Source organism: Polyangiaceae bacterium (genome assembly GCA_015075635.1).
GTDB lineage: Bacteria > Myxococcota_A > Polyangia > Polyangiales > Polyangiaceae > JADJKB01.
In genome coordinates this window covers 2,292,538-2,310,115 of record JABTUA010000003.1, presented here as the reverse complement: position 1 = coordinate 2,310,115, position 17,578 = coordinate 2,292,538, and the positions used below count along the sequence as shown (strand labels likewise).

Here is a 17,578-nt window from a genome sequence, read left to right as displayed (position 1 = left end):
TCACGCCGGCAGCACGCGGACCGTCGGGAAGTGAGCGCTCAGGCGCTCCAGATCGGCGACATCACCGGTGTACACGACGCCGCCCCCCCGGAGGGCGGCGGAGGCCATGACCACCGCGTCGGTGAGCGTGGCTCCCCTCACGGCCCCGAGCGCTTCGCCTGCGGCGCGACACAAGGGCGGCGGCATGTCTTCGACCAGCACAGCCGCCAGGATTTCCTCGCGGATGTCGCTCCTGCCCCGCCACCACTCGGCGTAGACGACCGCAGGCACCACCGGCAGGATGCCGCGACGCACGATGGCCTGAAACGCCTGCACCGCGCGCAGCTTTCGCCGCTCGAGCGCGATCAGCATCCCGGTGTCGAACGTGAAGGTCATGCCGCTGGGCGTCGGGCCTTCTTGCGCGGCGCCTCGCCCCGCCACTCGGCCTCGATGCGCTCGATGTCTTTCGAGCTGAGCGGTGGGGCGCCGTACTTGACGAAGAAGGCCTCGGCCGCCGCGAGCTTCGCCTCTCGAGCCGCGAGCTCCGTGATCAGGGCGGACACGTTTCCCTTGTGGCGCCTCTTCGCGAGCGCCTTCAAGTTCTTCAAGGTGGCTTCGTCGAGAGACAAGCTCGTGGTCTTCGTCCGACCGGGCCGCATAATGGCACTGTAGCACACGAGGCACCGGGGAGCCCCGCTCGCAGCGCTACGGGTTCTTCCCCTCATTGCCGCAGCTCGTCAGCGCGGCGTTGCACTCCAGGGCGCTCGCCCCGGACCACTCGGTTCCGTTCTTGACGCAGTAGCTCCCGGCGAGCTCGGCGGATCCGAGGCCCAGATCCTCGATGAGCTTCTCGCAGTGGAAGCCGCTCGGGCACCGGCAGTAGCGGGCGTTCGGATCCGGACCGTCGCAGCGACACGAGCAGTACACCGCGTCCTTCGCGTACTCCGGGTGGCGCGGGGGCGACGCCGCCGCGGTGCGCCTCACGAGCTGCGGCGGCACCCGCACGGTGACCGGATCGCTCGTGCCGGGCAGACGGCAGCGCCGCGGATCGGTGGCTGGCAGCTCGAGGTCGGCCTCGGTCTGGCCGTAGGGGCAGCTCACCCGGCCCTGGAATTGGTTCACCAGGCAGACGCGCGTGCGGCACTGGACGGACCCGGTCTCGACGCTGACCTCCATGTAGTCGAACCCGCCGAAGGTGGGCTGGTGCTCCTCCTCGGGAACGCAGGGGTCACCCACACCGGCAGGCTCGGTCTCGGGCTCGCACCCGGCCAGGACGGTCGCGAGGATGAACCCCAGAGTGGCCGGTCGGAACACTCCTGGTATGTCGCCCGCGGACGCTGAAACGTGCGCTTGCGGGCTCAGGGCTTTCCGCCGCCGCCCTCGAGGGTGACGTCGGTGGTGCCGCTGTTCCAGAGGATCACGCCCGCGGTGGTCAGCGCGACGCCGCCCCCCAGGGTGATGGCGCCCCACTTGACCAGACCGTCGCCGCTGGTCGAGGCGGAGTCGGTCGAGTTGATGAGCGCACCGGTCAGGAGCAGGCTGCCTCCGGTGATCACCGCCAGGATCCCGGTCGAGCCGGTGATCGCCGACCAGGTCAGCTTCCCGCTGTTGCCTGGTCGCACGCGGGCGGTGACCTCGCCCTCCTTGTCGTAGACGGTGAACGGGGCTGAGTCCGGGATGTCGGGGCCGGCGATCTTCAGCGGCTGGCCGAGGCGCGCGTCGATCACGGCGTCGCAGGGCGCGCGGCACAGGAGCGTGCTCGCCCCCTGGCCGACGTACCCACCGGCGACTTGGTCCAGGCGCTGCGCGCCCAAGCCGTGGAGCTGCACGCTCGGATCCGGGCTCTCGATGTGGAGCTTCACGACCCCCGGACCGGAGCGGATCAGCGCGCCGCTGTTCGGGGTCGCCACGCCCAGACCACCCACGCTGGGGGTCTCCGGCGGCGGAGCGGCCTTCGCCAGCTTGGCCAAGCTGCCGAGCTCCGAGACCTCGAGGCGCAAGATGGCGCCGCAGCCCGTCGGCGGTCCGCTCGCGTCCGGCGTCGCCGCGGCGCAGGCCTCCGCGTCGCCGTCCTTGCTCAGGAGCTCGTTCCGCGTCGAGCTCTTGGCGCCGGCGCCTGCCCCGAGCACCGAGGCGCCCCCGCCGGCTTCGGCCTCGGCGCCGGCGAAGAACTCGAACGCGCCGGAGGTCATCGCCGTCACGACGTGCGTCGCGCCGTCGCAGGCGCCTTCGAGCTCGGGTTTGTCCGGCTCGACGGCGTCGAAGCGACCGACCACGTGCATGGCGACGTTCAGCTCGCCGGCCTTCTCCAGCTTGCCCTCCAGCTTGGCCGCGCCGACCGGCACCTGCGCGTAGAGCTCGTCCGCGTCGCGGATGGACACCTTCTCCAGCTTGCGCGTGGTCGCCGTGTAGCGATACGACCCCCCGAGCTGGCAGCGCGGCAGGACCTCCATCTCGCAGCTCTCGTAGCGCACCACGACCAGCCCGCGCTTCGCCGTGGACTCGAGCGCCGCACGATCCGACGACGGCCACTCGATGATCAGCGGCCGGTCGGAGCTCTTCTTGACGCGACACTTGCTCTGACCCGCCGGCTCGAAGGCCGGCGCCTGAGCCGTCGGGCGCGCCGCGGGGCCGCAGCCGACGGCGATGAGAGCCACGAGGGACAGGCCGAATCTCGACATGCGTCGCCTCATACCAGAAGCGCGGCCGAGATCTCCCCTCTCTCGTCAGCGCCCGGTCCAGACCGGCTGCCGCTTCTCCAGAAATGCCATCAGGCCCTCCCGAGCGTCGTCCGTGGCCAGGCAGTCGTGCAGGCGCTGCTCCAGGATCGGCAGCTTCTCGTCCAGCCCGAGGTCCTCCGTGTCGGCCAGCGCCGCGAGCCCCAGGCGCACGGTGCTCGGGCTCTTCGCCGCGATCATCTCGGTGTACTCCGCCACCGCGGCGTCCAGCGAGTCCGCCGGCACGGCTTTGTTCACGAGCCCGAGCCGCGCCGCTTCGTCGCCGCTCAGGTGTCTTCCCGAGAGCATCATCTCCGTGAGCGCGCGCCGCCCCATGACGCGCTCGAGCACGGCCAGGATCATGAACGGGAACAGGCCCACCTTGACCTCCGGCGTGCCGAGCTTCGCGTCGCTGGCGGCGACGGCGAAGGTGCAGGCGGCGACCAGCCCGAGCCCACCACCCATGGCGTGACCGTTCACCCGGGCGATCACCGGCTTGGGGCTGCGCCAGAGCCGGAGCAGCAGATCCTTGTAGTCGCCCTTGAACGGCAGCTCGCCAGCCTCGGCGCCGGCGGTCATTTGCTGGAAGTCGCCGCCCGCGCAGAACGAATTGCCCGCACCGGTGATCACGACGCTGCGCACGGCGGCGTCGTCCCGCGCGTCGTCCAGGGCCCAACAGAGCTCGTTCACCATCTGGGTGCCGATGGCGTTGCGCCGCTCGGGCCGGTTCAAGACCAGCTTCGCGACGCCGCTTTCGCTCGTGACCAGCAGAACCTTGTAGTCCCGCGTCTCCATCACGACACCCGCGGCAGGCTCAGGATCTGGCGCGCCTCCTCCACCGTCGCCGGACGGCGGCCCACGGTGCGCACCAGTCCCACCGCGGTCTCGACCATGTCGCCGTTCGACTTCGCCATCTCGCCGTTCGGCAAGTACAGGTGGTCCTCGAGGCCGGTGCGGATGTTGCCGCCGAGCACCAGCGCCGTCGCCAGCATCTTCCAGTGACCGTGGCTGATGCCGATGACCTCCCACTCGCTGCCCGGAACGGCCAGCTTGCTCTGGAGCTGGAGCGACTCCACCAACGGCGGGATGCCGCCGAGCACGTTCACGATGAACGAGTACTGGAGCGGCGGCTTCAAGACGCCCATGTCCACCAACGGCCAGACGCCGTGGGTGTGCCCGCTGTCGAAGCACTCGAGCTCGGGCTTCACGCCAGCCTCGTTCATGGCCTTCAGCAGGGAGATGATCTTGCTGTAGGTGTTCGGGAACACCATGTCGAAGACGAAGTCCTTCCGCTTCCCGGAGTACTTCGAGTAGTTCATCGTGCCCATGTTGAGCGCGGCGATCTCGGGGCGCGTCTCGCGGATGTACGTGCTCTGCTCGGTCACGTCGTCGCTCATGGTCCCGGTCGAGTAGTTCAGGATGATCGGGCTCCGCGCCCGGACCTCCTCGCGGATCTTGGCGAACACCGCCGGGCTGAAGGTGGGCGAGCCGTCGTCGTTGCGGGCGTGGATGTGCACCACCGCCGCGCCGGCCTCGTAGGCGCGTCGTGCCTCCTCGCCGATCTCCGCCGGCGTATACGGGATGCCCGGGCACTGGCTGCGATTGGCGAGCACTCCGGTCAACGCGCAGGTCACCACGCAGACGTCCGGATCACGGGTGGGCTCGTTCTTGGCGCTCATTCGGGTTCACCTTTCTCTTCCACCAGCTCGCGTACGCGGCGGGCCAAACGGGTCAGGATGCGGCTGAGCTCGGCCGCGTCACGCGCGCTGAGCTCGGAGAGGATCTGTCGGAAGATCTGCACGGGCTCCACCGGGATCTCCGTGGCGAGCCGCTGCCCCTTCCGGGTCAGCGTGATGTGGATGACGCGCCGGTCGTCCTCCGAGCGCCGGCGCTCGACCAGGCCCTCGCGCTCCATGCGGTCGATGATCCCGGTCACGGTGCTGTTGCGCGCCCGGATCTTCCAGGACAGTTCCGAGAGCGAGAGCTTGCCCACCGGCTCGAGCATCTTGACCACCGCGAGCTGCGGCCCGGTCACGCCGTGGCGCGCGGCCAGGTCCTTGGTGATGCGCCGGCTCTCCGTGTAGAGGTAGAGGATCGCCTCGACGATGGAGTCGAGCTCGGGCTGCTCGGCCAGGGCGGTCTTCGGGGCGGCGCGCACGATCCGGTCCTTCGCGAATTATTTCGCGTGCGAAGTATTTGCTCCGGGCGGCGGGAGGGTCAAGGGGGATCGGTGGATCCGGCCCTGCTGTGCCAGGCCTGGCACAGCACCCGGGCGATCCGCAGAAAGCAGCGCGAATGCGCCTGGCACGGCGGCTGCAAACTCGCCGCGCATGCTGCGTGTCTGCCTGCTGCTGGTGGGACTCTCGGTCTTGGGGTGCGGCGGTTCGGTGTCGAAGGACGGACAGAGCGGCGGCTCCGCCGGGACCGGAGCCTCCGCGGGCAGCGGCGGCTCCGGCGGCTTCGGTGGCTCGACGGGCGGCACCGGCGGCGGACCGGTATGTTGCGGCACCGACGCCGACTGCGGCAGCGCCGGAGATGCCGACGACGGCCCGCCTGCGCCGGTCGAGTGCGTGGAGGGTGTCTGCAAGCTGGTGCCGCCGAGCTTCAAGTGCTGGCAGGACTCCGACTGTCCCTACGGGATGTGTATGGGCGCCTCGGTCTGCCCCTGCGGCTACGACTGCCACCAGGCCGATCAGCTCGGCAACTGCATGGCGCCCACGCCCGCCCCAGCCCCCTGTTGCACGAACGACATGGCGTGCGGCGACGAGACCTACGCGCCGTGCGTGAACGGCGTGTGCAAGGTCCCCGTGCTCGGGGCCTGCTGGAAGGACGACGAGTGCCCGGCAGGGCAGAGCTGCGTCGGGGCCAGCGTGTGCCCCTGCGGCGCCGACTGCGATCAGATGGACATGCCCGGCAAGTGTCTGTGAGCGTTCACACCGGATCTTTTCGACCGCAGACGGCGGGTTCTGGGTAGACTCGGCCCCGAGGCGGGACGGGTATGAACGACGACGTTCTCTTGGACACACCGCTCATCACGGTGACGGCGCTGGACGGCGTGGCGCGCGCGACGGTGGAGAACCGCTCCGATGTGGGCGCGGAGGAAGGCGCCGAGATCGCACGCCGCCTCGTGGAGACGGTGACCCGCGAGGTGTTCGCGCCCGACGCGCGCTTCCGAGGGCTGGTGCTCGACGTGAGGGACGCGCCGGACGTCTTCGGACCGAAGACCCGAGACGCCCTCGAGACGTTGTTCCGTGGCGCCGAGGCCGCGAAGAAACCGGTGGGGGTGCTGGTCCGCTCCACGACGCAGCGCCTTCAGTACGACAGCCTGGCCGGCCTCTACGCCCCGAGCACGAGCCGGTTGTTCGAGTCGATGGAGCAGGCCGTGGCCTTCGCGCGCGCCCCGGCTCGTTAGGCTCGACGCCGCCGGTTTCTCAGCGCGAAACCCAGCGCCAAGAGCGCGAGCCAGAACCCGCGCGACGCGCGCGCCCTTCCGGCGCCGAGGGTGCAGCCCTCGTCGAGGGGCGTCGTCCCGTCCCGCGGAGCGATCGGCTCGCCGCTCGCGCCCGCCGCTCCCGCCGCGCCCGCTGCTCCGCCCGCTCCCGCCTCCGCGGCACCCGAGCCGCCACTGCCACCCGAGCCCCCACTGCCACCCGAGCCCCCACTGCCGCCCGAACCCCCGCTGCCCCCCGCGCCCGGCGCGACACACTTCGCGCCAGCGCCCGAGTCCTTGCACTGCTTGCCCGCCGCGCAGTCCTCGGCGCTGATCCCACCGAGCGCCGTGCAGTGCGCGAGCTGCCCGTTGGGCAAGCACACGTCGTGGGCCACGCCGAGCTTGGCGTCGCAGAACACACTGACGCAGCGCGCGCCCTTCGCGTCGTCCACGCAGTGGGCGGCGTAGGCCGAGCAGTCACCCGTGGAGATGGCGCCGTCGTTGCAGTCACCGATCAGCTTCTCGTTGACGCAGACCTTCTTCTGCCCGACTGCCGGGCAGAACACGCTCGCGCAGCGCACGCCCTTCGCGTCGTCCACGCAAGTCGCGCCGTACACGCCGCAGTCGCCGACCCCGCAGTCGGCGCCGTGGATCTTGCTGCCCTCGCAGTGCGCCTTGCACTGCCCCTGGCACGAGGTGCCGTCCACCGCGGCCAGCAGCGGGAACGGGTCGATGCCCTGCTCGTACACGCCGGGATAGACGGAGAAGTGCAGGTGCGGCGACGTGCCCTGGGCGTTGCCGGTGTTGCCCAGGGTGCCGATGGTCTGGCCCGCGCTCACTTTCTGCCCGACGCTGACCGCGATGCTGTCGAGGTGGGCGTGGTAGTAGCTCCAGCCGCAGCCGTCCTGCACCGTGACCCGGTTGCCCCCCACGCTGTTCCAGCCCGCCTTGACCACGGTGCCGTTCACCGGCGCGACGATGGGCGTGCCCTTCGCGCCGAAGATGTCGTTGCCGTAGTGGTCGCCGCCGATGAAGTCCGAGTTGTCCGGCGCGTGCGACGGATGCGCCGGGCAGGTGTAGGTCAGCGCGTTCTTGTCGTAGCCACCGTTGTGCGGACCGGCCACGGGGTAGCGCAGGAGGCTCGCCCCACAGGTCACGGCCTCGCCGACCTCGCGCAGGAGCTCGTCGTCGGCCGCGTGATCCCGGGGCGCCTCGCCGGCGCTGCAACCGACGACGCACACCAGCACTCCCAGACCCAACACGCGCTGCATCCCCGGTCGCTCTTCAAGGCGCGTGCCACAGCCAAGTGCGCGAAGCTTGGCGAAACGAGGCTCAGCGCCCGAACAGCCGGATCGGCGAGCGGCCAATGAAGTCAGCGACTTGGGCCCGAGCAGGCGTTCGCCGACACTGTTCTCAGGGCTTGCCCTTCTTCTTGCGCAGCTCGGCGAGCTCCTCCAGGTTCGCCTTCACCCGGGGGTCGCTCGGATCCAGGGCTTGCGCCTTCTTGAAGGCGCTCTCGGCCTCGTCGAGCTTCCCCTTCTGCGCCAGCGCGGTGCCCAGGTTGATCCAGGCCGAGCCGAGCTTGTCGTCCTTCTTGAGGGCCAGCTGGTAGGTGGCGATGGCCTTGTCGAGCTCGCCGCGCTGCTGCTGCGCGTAGCCCAGGTTCGACAGGAAGGTGGCGCGGTCGGGCGCGAGCTTCACCGCCTGCTCCAGGTGCGGCAGCGCCTGGTCGGCCTTGTTCGCCGCCAGGTACGCGGTGCCCAGATCGCCCCGCGCGCGCGGATCGTTCGGCGCCAGCGCCACTGCCCGCTCGTAGGCCTTGATGGCCTCCTCGACCTGGCCGCGCATCATGTACGCCGTGCCGAGGTTGGCCAGGCGCGCCGGGTTGTCGCGGTCGAGCTCCGCGGCGCGGCGGAAGCGCGACAGCGCCTGCTCGGCCTTGCCGGTCGCGAGCAGCGCCACCCCGAGCGCCGAGTGCGACTCCGGATCGGTCGGCTCGAGCGCGACCCCCTTCTCGAGCTCCGCCAGCGCCTTGTCCGCCTCACCCAGGATCAGGAGCAAGCGCCCGCGCTCGACGCGCGCTGGACCGTAGCCAGCGTGCGTCTTGATCACCGCAGCGACGCGCTTCTCCAGCGCCAGGATCTTCTTGTCCTTCGGCGCGGCGGAGAAGTCCGTCGCCACCCCCGACTCGGCCAGCGCCACCCGGACGAGCCCGATCTCCGGCGCCGGATCCTTCGGGGCGAGCTTCTTCGCCTTCTCGTAGTGCTGCTTCGCGCTCTTCAGCTGGTCCGCCGCGTAGGCCTTGTCGCCCTCGAAGAGCGCGGCGTCGAGCGCGTCGCCGGTCCCGCGGGAGAGGCCGCCGGGCATCTTGCCGGCCTTGGGCGGCTCGGGCGGAGGTGGCTCCGGCGCCTTCGCGCTCGCGCTCGCCGTCGGCGCGACGGGCGGCGTGCAGGGCGCACCGGGCGCGCAGGCCGGCGCCGTGCCGAGGGGCGTGGGCGTGTGATTCTCGGAGTAGAGCCCCGGCGGAGGTGGCAGCGGCGGCTGGGCTGACGGCGCCCGAGCCGGGGGCTGCTCGCTGCCGCACGCGAGGCAAACCAGGCCGGCGGCGAGCCAGGGTCTCACGGCGTGGCGTCGTTCCTGACGCTGTGCTCCTTGCCGTCGAAGCGCAGGAGCGCGGGCTTGTTGTCGAGCACGGTGGCGAGCACCACCGGGCGCTTCCAGATGCGCACCAGCGCCTGCAAGGTCTCCTTGGCGTAGTCCGAGCGCAGATCCACGCCGCGGTGATCGTGCTGGAGGAGCAGCTCGCCCTTGTTCTCGAAGTTGGCGTCCACCACGTAGATGTAGGGGTTGCCGAAGTTGGTGAGCTGGAAGAGGAGCTTCTCCTTGACCGCCTTGAACTCCCGGGTGTCGATCTCGAAGCGCTCGTTGCGGTTCGACCAGCCGAAGCTGAAGAGCTTCTGCTCGATGACGAACTCCGGCGTCAGGAACTCGTCGATGAAGGTCACGTCGGTGTAGAGCTGGCGCACCTCGAAGATCTTCTTGGTACCGAGCCCCAGGCGCAGGTCCCAGCTCCGCTTCTGGTCGAGGTCGTCGCACTCGTCCCACTCGCGGCCGAACTGGCCCTTGTTCCAGCGCTCCTCGATGTGTCGCAACAGCTCGACGCCCAGCTTGTACGGGTTCAGGCGACCGCCGCTGGTGGCCATCACGCCGGCGTTGTTCTCGGCGTAGTCGATGATGTCGCTGGGGTCGGCGACGCGCTCGGTCATCAGGCGGGAGTGCCAGAACGAGTTGTGGTTCACGAAGCCCTGCGCCACGTAGCGGTGCGTCTCGGTGACCGAGATGTCGTAGACGTCGGACACGCCCGGGTCGAGCGCGACGACCTCGTCAGTCCAGTCTTCCTTCAGGAACCACTTGTGGTCGGCCAGGTAGGCCTCGAGCGCGCGAGTCTTACGGTCGAGGGTGAAGCCAACGCGCTCGTGGAAGCGCTCGGCGCTCTGACCGGTGATGTGGAGATGGTGGGTCCCGTCCTTGTTCGCGCGGATTCGGCTGAGCACACCGAAGTTCAGCAGCAAGAGCTGCGTCTGACCGACGAGCGCGCGGCTGGCGCTCGAGAGGATGACGCCAGCTGGGCCCGCGTAGGCGTCGCAGTCGAAGTACGCCGCGAGGAACGCGCGCACGACATGCTCGGGCGAGCGCAGGATCACGTCGGGAATGCGCTTCACCCTGGCGCTCGGTCCCGTGGCGAGGCCGGCGAACTCGGTCAGGAAGTCGCTGACCGTTTCGGAGTGGACCAGCACCCGCCAGCGCCCGTCGTCCCACTTCATCACCGGGAAGACCCCGAACAGCTCGCCAGCGAGGAACGCGAACTCGACGGCCTGCGTCTCGTCCCCGGTCGTCAGGCCGAGGTGATGCTTGACGCGGCTGATGTGCCCGTCACCGATCAGGTAGCCCAAGAAGGCCCCGAGCTTCGCGTCGAGCTTTTCGGGGAAACGCACGGGGCGTCGATTGCGGTGGCGACCGCCGAGATTCTCCGTCGTCTCGTAGCTCTCGAGCGCGGCGGCGACGGCGGCAGCGCTCCGGGTCGATCGCCCCGCCCGGTGGCGCAGCACCGTCCACACCGAGACCCCGGCGTCGGCCGCGACGTCGTGGAGCGAGATGCGGGTCTTCGGTTGCCATGCGATGGGTACTTGCTGCTCCGGGCCGAAGCCATGCGCTCCGGCGATCGCGACCCGCTCACCCGGCCTGAGCTCGTCGAGGCGTTTCCAGGTCTCGCCATCCGCCATCAGTACCCGGTGGTTGTTCGAGCCGGTGAGCTCCAGCCCACGCCGGGTGCGCAGCGTAATCGTCGGATGGTTCCTGATGATGTTGCGGTCGTAGATCTCCTGCAGGCGCTCGCCACCGTCGTAGACCAGGCTGGCGTCGCCGGCCACCACGCGCTCCATCGGTACCAGCCCCCGCTCCGTGTACACCAGCGAGTCCGGTGCCACGCAGGCCCAGCCTTCATTCAAGACCTTCGTCTGCATCTGCGGCACGAAGTAGTAAGCCTCCTCGCGGATGATGGACAGGATCAGCCGCTCCCACTTCTCGAGCGGCGCGTTCTCGAGCAGGAAAGCCAGGATGTCCTGCACCGGCTCCGGCGGGTACTTCTTCAGCTTCTCGCGATCCGCCTCGATCTTCTTCTTCTGCTCCTCGAGGAACTCCTCGGGGTTGATGAAGTCCTCCATGTAGTCTTTGGAGCGCAAGCGCGGGACCTCGACCTCGCTGGGCTCGTCCTGGACCTCGATGCTGCGCTCCCGCACCATGAAGCGGGAGTAGGCGTCGATCAGGTTCTCGAGCGAGAGGCAGACGTCGATGAACTCCTCGACCCGCGCGATGCCGAAGCGATCCACCACCCGGCGGACGGCCGTGGCGTGGTTCGCCATCTTGTCCATCCACTTGCGGTTCGGGTTGTACTCCCCCGCCGCTCGGCGGATGGGGTCGGTTTTGTCGCCGCTCGAGTCCAGATCCGTGGGGCGGAAGGCGAAGTTGTTCTTGAAGAAGTCCACGTGACCGAACACGTGGCACATCACCAGCTTCTGGTCGGTGAAGCTGTTGCCCTCGAGCAGGTAGGCAAACGACGGGTTGTTGTTGATGACCATCTCGTAGATCTTCGAGAGGCCGTACTCGTAGGACTTGCTCAGGCGCTCGTACTCCATGCCGTAGCGCCAGTGCGGGTAGCGGTTGGGGAAGCCGCCGTAGGCCGCGATCTCGTTCATCTGGTCGTAGGTGAGCATCTCGAACACGGTCGGGAAGAAGTCCAGGCCGTATTCCCGAGCGATCTTCTCGATCTTCTCCTGCTCGACCCGCAGGTAGCGCGGCAAGCCCGTCTTGATCGCGAACTGCGTCATCTACTTCCCCTTCCCCAGGAAGTCCTTGATGCTGCCCACGATGGCGTCTCGATCGCGGATCTCGCTGACGATGACCCGGTCGTCGCTGGCGTAGTGCTCGCGCAGGTCCTTGATGAACTGCCCCGAGCCGTAGGGGCTCTCGACCTGCCCGTACGAGAACACGTTCACCTTCGGCAGGATGTCCTTCTTCAGAATCTCGATGCAGGTGAGCGTGTCGTCCATGCTCCAGTTGTCCCCGTCGGAGAAGTGGAACGGGTAGATGTTCCACTCCGTGGGCGGATAGTGCGCCTCGATCAAATTGGCGCACAGCTTGTACGCGCTGGAGATCATCGTGCCGCCGGACTCCCGCGTGCGGAAGAAGGTGTCCTTGTCCACCTCGCGCGCCACCGCGTCGTGGATGATGTAGCGGCTCTCGATGCCCTTGTACTGCTTCTGGAGCCAGGTATCGATCCAGAAGCTCTCGATGCGGACGATCTCCTTCTGCTCGTCACCCATCGAGCCGGACACGTCCATCATGTAGATGATGACCGCGTTGGCGACCGGCTCGGTCTCCTCGTTCCAGGAGCGGAAGCGCTTGTCCTCGCGCTGCGGCACGATGACGGGCATCGCGGGGTTGTAGATGCCGCTGGCGATGGACCGCTTGAGCGCCTCGCGGTAGGTCCGACGGAAATGACGCAGGCTCTCCGGGCCGACGCTGCGGATGCCGGTGTAGCGGTCCTTGGCGGAGACGATGCGGCTCTTGCCCTTGTTCTCGATCGCCGGCAGCTCCAGCTCTTCTCCCAGGATCTCCGCCAGCTCGTCCAGGGTGACGTCCACCTCCAGGGAGTGCTCGGCGGAGTCTTTCCCGGCCTTGCCCTGCCCGCCTTCTCCTTCCTCCTCGCTCTCGGAGAGCGGATCGCCGGGCTCTCCGTCGCCCTGGCCCACGCCGCCTTGCTGCTTGTCCCCGAAGGTGAAGCGCGGGATGTCGATCTGCGGGATCGGGATGCTGACCAGGTCCTTGCCTTTGCGGCCGATCATCTCGCCTTGCGAGATGTACCGTCGCAGGTTCTGCCGGATCTTGCCGCGCACGATGTTGCGGAAGCGCGAGTGATCCTGGTCAATCTTCAGCGACATGCTGGAGAGCCATTCTGGCACATCGCGGCGGCCACGTAGTCTCCCAGGGACACAAAAAGTGCGCCGGCCGCGACGGGACGCCCGCCGCGGCCAGACCCGAGCCGGGTCGCTGCTCAGGACACCGGGAGCTCTCGGCCGAGCCGCCGGTGCCCTACCGCCATCACCATCCAGGTGAGCGAGAGCAGGCAGAAGCCCAGGATGCCACCGGCCAGCGACTCACTGATGCCCTCCATGACGATGAGGTGGATCTTGGGGCTCATGGCCCACTCGGGGTTGGCCGGGACCTTGGAGCCCACCGCAGCGAAGCCCGAGACCACCGCGGCGGCCACGCTGAACAGCGTGGCGCGGGTCAGGTCCCGAACGGCATCGACGCGGCGGGGATCCGGCGAGAGCGCGAAGCGCAGCGCCGCGCCCAGCGAAATCAGCCCGAAGAGCAGCACGAACCACATCCCGACACCACCCGCACGCATGAAATCCAGCATCTTCCTCTCCTTCTTCCGGCCCGGCCTCGCGCCGTGCTCTCGGCCCTACGACGCTCGGCCCGGGCGGGCGTGACAGGAAAAATGAATTGTCACGCCGCCCCACCCCGCGCGTTGATCCGAGCGTGGCGGAGCCGAGCGACAGCGAGCTGCTCTCCGGCCTCCGGGCCGCGGACACCGCCGCGTTCGACGCGCTCTACGCCCGCTACCGCGCTCCGCTCTTTTCCTTCCTGGTGCGCCTCAGCGGGCGGCGCTGGCTGGCCGAAGATCTGCTTCAGGACACCTGGCTCCGGTTGGCCAAGCACGCGGTGGAGCTGCCACCGGACACCGCGCTCCGGCCTTGGCTCTTCACGGTCGCGCGCAACGCGTTCGTGAGCTACCGGCGCTGGGCGCTGCTCGACGCGGACCGCCTGCGCGAGCTCGGCCTCTGGCCGGGCCGCGCGAGCGAGACGCCCTTCGAGCTCGCCGCGGCGACCGAGACGGAGCGCGCGCTCGAGGCGGGGCTCGCTGCGCTCCCGCTGGCTCAACGCGAGGTCCTGCTCCTGTGCGCCGTCGAGCGGATGGAGCCGAGCGAGGCCGCGGAGGTGTTGGGGCTGAAACCGGAGGCCGTGCGGCAGCGTTTGTCGCGGGCTCGGAGTACGCTTGCCGAGCACATCGGCCGAGCAGAGAGGATACGATCATGAGCACCGAAGAAGAGCTCGCGTCACGACTCGGCTCGCTGCCCACGGCAGACGTCGACGGCGACGTCGCACGCCGCATCGGTGGGCGCGCCCGCGTGGTGCTCGGGCGCGAGGCGCGGCTCGCGAAGCGCCCGGCCTTGCGGCGCGCGTCGCGGTTCTACGACGGCGCCGTCGAGCCCGCGCTCGTGGCCACCGCGTGCTTCGTCTACCTGTGGTGGGCGCTGGACGCGACGATGGCGATCTTCCGCTAGGGGGTGTTCCCGATTCGCGCTCCGCTGGCGGCCGCAAACGCCACGCGACGCTTCCGTTCGGTCGAAACGGCCGGCGCCGGGCCCGGCCGGTCTTCGCACTCACGCCTCATTGGCGGAACGCGATCTGATCATGGCAAGACTGCTCGAGTGATTCCGGGGCTCGCCGCCCGGTCGCACACCGAACTAGGGACACCCCCTAGTCCGCGCTGGCGTCCATCGGCCCCGCGTCGCCGGACCACTCGCACTCGCCGGCCAGGCACTCCTGGCCCGCGGGGCACTTCACGCCGGTGCACGGATCCGGCTGGCAGGCGCCGCTCGCCGGCTCGCACGCCTCGCCGAGCCCACAAGGACCTGCCGCGTCGCCGGCGCACTGATCCGGGACGCAGGCGTAACCGCCGTCGCCGCTCGGCGCGCAGACCTCGCCGCTCTGGCAGGCCGTGCCGCAGCCGGTCGGCTTGCAGGTGCCGTCGCTGCACGCTTCCCCGGCGTTGCAGGTGACGTTCGCGCAGGACGGCAGGCAGCTGGACGCCGTGAAGTCCGCGTTGGGCTTGCAGGCCTGCTCCGCGGTGCACGACGAGTTCTCGGCGCAGGGATCGTCCACGCACTCGCCAGCGTTGCAGAGCTGACCCGACGCGCAGCCGCTGGTGCACTTCGTGTTGCCGGCGTCACCGCTGCCGCCCGCGGCCCCGCCGACGTTGATGCCGCCGCCCGAGCCACCCAAGCCGCCGCCGCCGCCCATGGAGGCACCGCCGGCTCCGCTCGTCGCGCCAGCGCCCCCCGTGCCGGCGCCGCTCGGCACCTCCGGCTGCGGGTTCAGATCGCAGGCCGCGAACGCGAGCCCGAACGCGAGCCCGAGGGCGGCGAGCGCGGCCGCGCGGCGCGCCCAACCCGGGATCCACCGAGAAGCAAGCTTGGCCAAAGCGCTCCGATTATGCGCCGCCCGGTCCGGCGGCGCCAGCACCCGGCTGACCGCCCTCAGCCCCCGAGCTTCTTGGCGACCCCGGCCAGGTCCACGCCGGTCGCGGCCTTGATCTGCTCCGCCGCGCCGATGGCCTTGCGCGCCACTTCGCCCCCCTCCACCTCTCGGGAGGGCAGCACGCTGAACTTGCTGATGGTCAGCGAGTGGTGCGCGCCGGAGACGTGCGGCAGGAGCGGCATCAGGTTCTGAAGCGCCAAGACGTCCCGCGACGCCGCGCCACCCTGCCGGTAGGACTCCACCAGCACCTTGAGCGAGCCCGCCTCGGCGCGACCGCGCTCGATGGTCGAGGCCGCGTCGCCCTTCGCCGCTTCCTCGGCGGCGCGTTGCCGCGCGATGGCCGGCTGCACCACGTCCGCGTCGAGCCGCCGCTTCTCCTGAAGCGCGCGCGCCTTCTGGCGCTCGATCTCGGCGCGCACCTGCGCGACCTGCGCCAGGACCTGGCCCTTGGCCTCCTGGATCAGCGCCTCGCGACGGCTGGTCGCCTCCGCGATCCGCTTCGCCGTCTCCTGCCGCGCGATCTGCACGTCGGCGTCCACCTTGGCCGTCTCCGACGCCGCCCAGTTCGAGGCCTGCTGCACGGAGGCGTCGGCGCGGGCCTCCGCTTCGGCGATGGCCTGGACCTGGTTCAATCCGGCGCCGCGGATGCGGCCGATGCTGGCCAGGTAGTTCACGTCGTCGGTCACGTTCTGGATCTTGAGCGTGTCGAGGACGAGGCCCATCCGGCTCATGTCGTGCTCGGCCTCGTCGAGGAGCTTGCTGGCGAAGGCCTGCTTGTCCTCGTTGAGCTCCTCCGGCGTGAGGCTCGCGAGCACGCCACGCAGGTTGCCCTCCAGCGTCTCCTTGGCGATGTAGTAGATCTCCTCGCGCGAGCGACCGAGGAAGCGCTCGACGGCGTTGGACAGCAGCGGATCTTCGCCCGGGAGCTTCACGTTCGCGACACCCTGGATGGTCAGGGGGATACCGCCCTTGGAGAAGGCTCCGCTCACGTTCACGGCGACGGTGAACATGCTGAGGTCGAGCACGTCCACCTTCTCGACCAGCGGGCGCCGGAGCGCGCGGCCGCCGCGCACGAAGCGGTACGCGACGCGGCGCCCCTCGCCCAGCTGGCGCGTGGTGCCGCTGAAGATCAGCGCCTCGTTGGGCGTGGAGACCCAGAGCAGACGCTTGACCATCATGTAGAGCGCGACCACGACGACGAAGACCGTGACCACGCCGACGAGCAACAGGCCGGTCATCGCGCACCTCCCTTCTTGCCCTCGAGCAGGGCTTTCATGTCCACACCCACGGCGCGACCCGTCTCCTGCAACACCTGGGAGACCGCGGCCGGGAAGCTGGCGACGGTGCCGGTGAAGCTCTGCCCGTCACCGCCGTCCACCACGCTGAGCTCCTCGATCTTGGCCCGCGTCACCCGAGCGATGGCCGACTCGACGAAAGAGCGCAGGTGCTGGAGCACGTAGAGATCGCGACCGTCGCTGCCGGCGGCCTGCCACTCCGCCGCGACCAACCGCAGGGCCTCCGCCGAAGCCTTGCCGCTCTCGATCACTGGCGCGGCGCGGCCGCGGGCCTCGGCCTCGGACGAGAGGCGCTCTGCCTCGGCGGGCAGGAACACGTCGCACTCCAGCCGCAAACGCTCGAGCTCCGCGCGCAGCTTCTGGAGCTCCTGCTCGGCCTCGGAGCGCGCGGTCTGGGCGGCGACCTCGGCCTCGTTCTCGATGGACTTCGCCTGGGCCTCCATCTGGGCCAGCTCGGCGCGGAGCTCGTTGCGCTTGGTGAGCACCGACGCCTCGGCTTGCTTCTGCGCGCTCTCGGCGCGCTGGCGCGCCCCGGCCTGCGCCTCCGCGATGGCTTGGTTCGCGCTGTTCTCCGCGTTCTGCGCGTCGCGGATCATCCTCGCGATGCGCGCGCGCCCGAGGTTCGCCAGATAACCCTGCTCGTCGCTCACGCTCTGCACCTTCAGCACGTCGAGCTCGATGCCCAGCTTGTCGAAGTCGTCCTTGGCGTGCCGGATCAACGTGCCGGCGAACTTCAGCCGGTCCTCGTTCACCTCCTCCGGGGTCAGCTCGGCCACCACCTCGCGGAGCACGCCTTCCAGCGTCTGCTGGGCGACGGCGCCGATCTGCCTGGGCGTCATCGACAGCGAGCGCTCGATGGCGTTGCGCGCGAGCGCGGGGTGACTGCCGATCTTGATGTTGGCGATGGCGTGCACGCTGAGCGGGATGCCGCCCCGCGAATAGGCGTTGTGCACCTCGACCTGCACCGGGATAAGGCGCATGTCCATGCGACTGACCTGCTCGAGCAGCGGTATGCGGAAGCCCCGCCCGCCGTGCAGCACCTTGTACCCGATGGTCGATCCGTCGGCGAGCTGGTGCTTGCGCCCGCTGATCACGACGATCTCGTTCGGGCGGCAGATCACCAGGAAGCGCGACAGCACGAAGATCAGGAACGCGACCGCGAGGACGATGCCGCCTGCTACGAGCAGCACCAGCGTCGACTCCGGATCCAGCCCCAGCTCCGGCGGCAGTTGAGGTTGCATGGCGGCCGAGCATAGGCCAGCCGGTGAGCG

Annotated in this window: 18 protein-coding genes and 1 pseudogene; 4 read left to right on the top strand and 15 right to left on the bottom strand. The window is 69.6% G+C overall.

Going from position 1 to position 17,578, the window contains the following annotated elements:
* Genes HS104_41055 through HS104_41025 form a run of 7 tightly spaced genes read right to left on the bottom strand, consistent with a single transcriptional unit; the run spans position 1 to position 4,830 of the window.
* Positions 1–375 carry a hypothetical protein gene (locus tag HS104_41055; GenBank protein MBE7486347.1) on the bottom strand — a complete coding sequence of 125 codons (375 nt, stop codon included), beginning with the start codon at positions 373–375 and terminating at the stop codon, positions 1–3.
* Positions 372–638, bottom strand: a complete 267-nt coding sequence (locus HS104_41050; GenBank protein ID MBE7486346.1) for a hypothetical protein — start codon at positions 636–638, stop codon at positions 372–374. Before HS104_41050 ends, HS104_41055 begins: the two co-directional genes overlap by 4 nt.
* Before the next feature lie 46 nt (positions 639–684).
* Complete coding sequence (locus HS104_41045; GenBank protein ID MBE7486345.1) at positions 685–1,293, bottom strand: hypothetical protein; 609 nt, start codon at positions 1,291–1,293, stop codon at positions 685–687.
* 44 nt (positions 1,294–1,337) lie between these two features.
* On the bottom strand, positions 1,338–2,660 hold the full coding sequence (locus tag HS104_41040) for a hypothetical protein (protein MBE7486344.1): 1,323 nt from the start codon (positions 2,658–2,660) through the stop codon (positions 1,338–1,340).
* Positions 2,661–2,705: 45 nt separating this feature from the next.
* Positions 2,706–3,491 carry an enoyl-CoA hydratase/isomerase family protein gene (locus tag HS104_41035; protein ID MBE7486343.1) on the bottom strand — a complete coding sequence of 262 codons (786 nt, stop codon included), beginning with the start codon at positions 3,489–3,491 and terminating at the stop codon, positions 2,706–2,708.
* The gene (locus HS104_41030; protein MBE7486342.1) at positions 3,491–4,375 is read right to left on the bottom strand and encodes a 3-keto-5-aminohexanoate cleavage protein; all 885 of its coding nucleotides are present in this window, start codon (positions 4,373–4,375) and stop codon (positions 3,491–3,493) included. The genes HS104_41035 and HS104_41030 overlap by 1 nt, the downstream gene beginning before the upstream one ends.
* Entirely contained in the window at positions 4,372–4,830 is a 459-nt protein-coding gene (locus HS104_41025) for a MarR family transcriptional regulator (GenBank protein ID MBE7486341.1), read from the bottom strand. Before HS104_41025 ends, HS104_41030 begins: the two co-directional genes overlap by 4 nt.
* 196 nt (positions 4,831–5,026) lie before the next feature.
* Between HS104_41025 and HS104_41020 the strand changes: the two genes are divergently transcribed.
* Together HS104_41020 and HS104_41015 are read left to right on the top strand one after the other, a co-directional pair.
* Positions 5,027–5,623 (top strand): hypothetical protein, encoded by a 597-nt coding sequence (locus tag HS104_41020; protein MBE7486340.1) that lies wholly within the window; start codon positions 5,027–5,029, stop codon positions 5,621–5,623.
* Positions 5,624–5,694: 71 nt separating this feature from the next.
* Entirely contained in the window at positions 5,695–6,108 is a 414-nt protein-coding gene (locus HS104_41015) for a hypothetical protein (GenBank protein ID MBE7486339.1), read from the top strand.
* Positions 6,109–6,884: 776 nt separating this feature from the next.
* On the opposite strand, the pseudogene HS104_41010 reads toward HS104_41015, so the two are convergent.
* From HS104_41010 to HS104_40990, 5 genes and pseudogenes are all read right to left on the bottom strand, one after another.
* Positions 6,885–7,397 (bottom strand): annotated as a pseudogene (locus HS104_41010) (M23 family metallopeptidase).
* A gap of 142 nt (positions 7,398–7,539) precedes the next feature.
* Positions 7,540–8,748, bottom strand: a complete 1,209-nt coding sequence (locus HS104_41005) for a tetratricopeptide repeat protein (GenBank protein MBE7486338.1) — start codon at positions 8,746–8,748, stop codon at positions 7,540–7,542.
* Positions 8,745–11,513 (bottom strand): SpoVR family protein, encoded by a 2,769-nt coding sequence (locus tag HS104_41000; GenBank protein MBE7486337.1) that lies wholly within the window; start codon positions 11,511–11,513, stop codon positions 8,745–8,747. Before HS104_41000 ends, HS104_41005 begins: the two co-directional genes overlap by 4 nt.
* Complete coding sequence (locus HS104_40995; GenBank protein MBE7486336.1) at positions 11,514–12,626, bottom strand: DUF444 family protein; 1,113 nt, start codon at positions 12,624–12,626, stop codon at positions 11,514–11,516.
* Positions 12,627–12,739: 113 nt separating this feature from the next.
* Positions 12,740–13,096: a hypothetical protein gene (locus HS104_40990; GenBank protein ID MBE7486335.1), complete on the bottom strand. Its 357-nt coding sequence runs from the start codon at positions 13,094–13,096 to the stop codon at positions 12,740–12,742.
* Between the two features lie 98 nt (positions 13,097–13,194).
* Here HS104_40990 and HS104_40985 point away from each other — a divergent pair, with 98 nt between their 5' ends.
* Together HS104_40985 and HS104_40980 are read left to right on the top strand one after the other, a co-directional pair.
* A complete protein-coding gene (locus HS104_40985; protein MBE7486334.1) occupies positions 13,195–13,788 on the top strand; it encodes an RNA polymerase sigma factor in 594 nt (197 codons plus the stop codon).
* A complete protein-coding gene (locus HS104_40980) occupies positions 13,785–14,036 on the top strand; it encodes a hypothetical protein (GenBank protein ID MBE7486333.1) in 252 nt (83 codons plus the stop codon). Before HS104_40985 ends, HS104_40980 begins: the two co-directional genes overlap by 4 nt.
* A gap of 196 nt (positions 14,037–14,232) precedes the next feature.
* Here the strand turns inward: HS104_40980 and HS104_40975 are convergent, their stop codons facing one another.
* From HS104_40975 to HS104_40965, 3 genes are read right to left on the bottom strand one after another with little or no spacing between them, the layout of a single operon-like run.
* On the bottom strand, positions 14,233–14,955 hold the full coding sequence (locus HS104_40975; GenBank protein ID MBE7486332.1) for a hypothetical protein: 723 nt from the start codon (positions 14,953–14,955) through the stop codon (positions 14,233–14,235).
* Positions 14,956–15,011: 56 nt separating this feature from the next.
* The gene (locus HS104_40970) at positions 15,012–16,250 is read right to left on the bottom strand and encodes a flotillin family protein (GenBank protein MBE7486331.1); all 1,239 of its coding nucleotides are present in this window, start codon (positions 16,248–16,250) and stop codon (positions 15,012–15,014) included.
* Positions 16,247–17,548 (bottom strand): flotillin family protein, encoded by a 1,302-nt coding sequence (locus tag HS104_40965; protein MBE7486330.1) that lies wholly within the window; start codon positions 17,546–17,548, stop codon positions 16,247–16,249. The genes HS104_40970 and HS104_40965 overlap by 4 nt, the downstream gene beginning before the upstream one ends.
* Between the last annotated feature and the right edge of the window lie 30 nt (positions 17,549–17,578).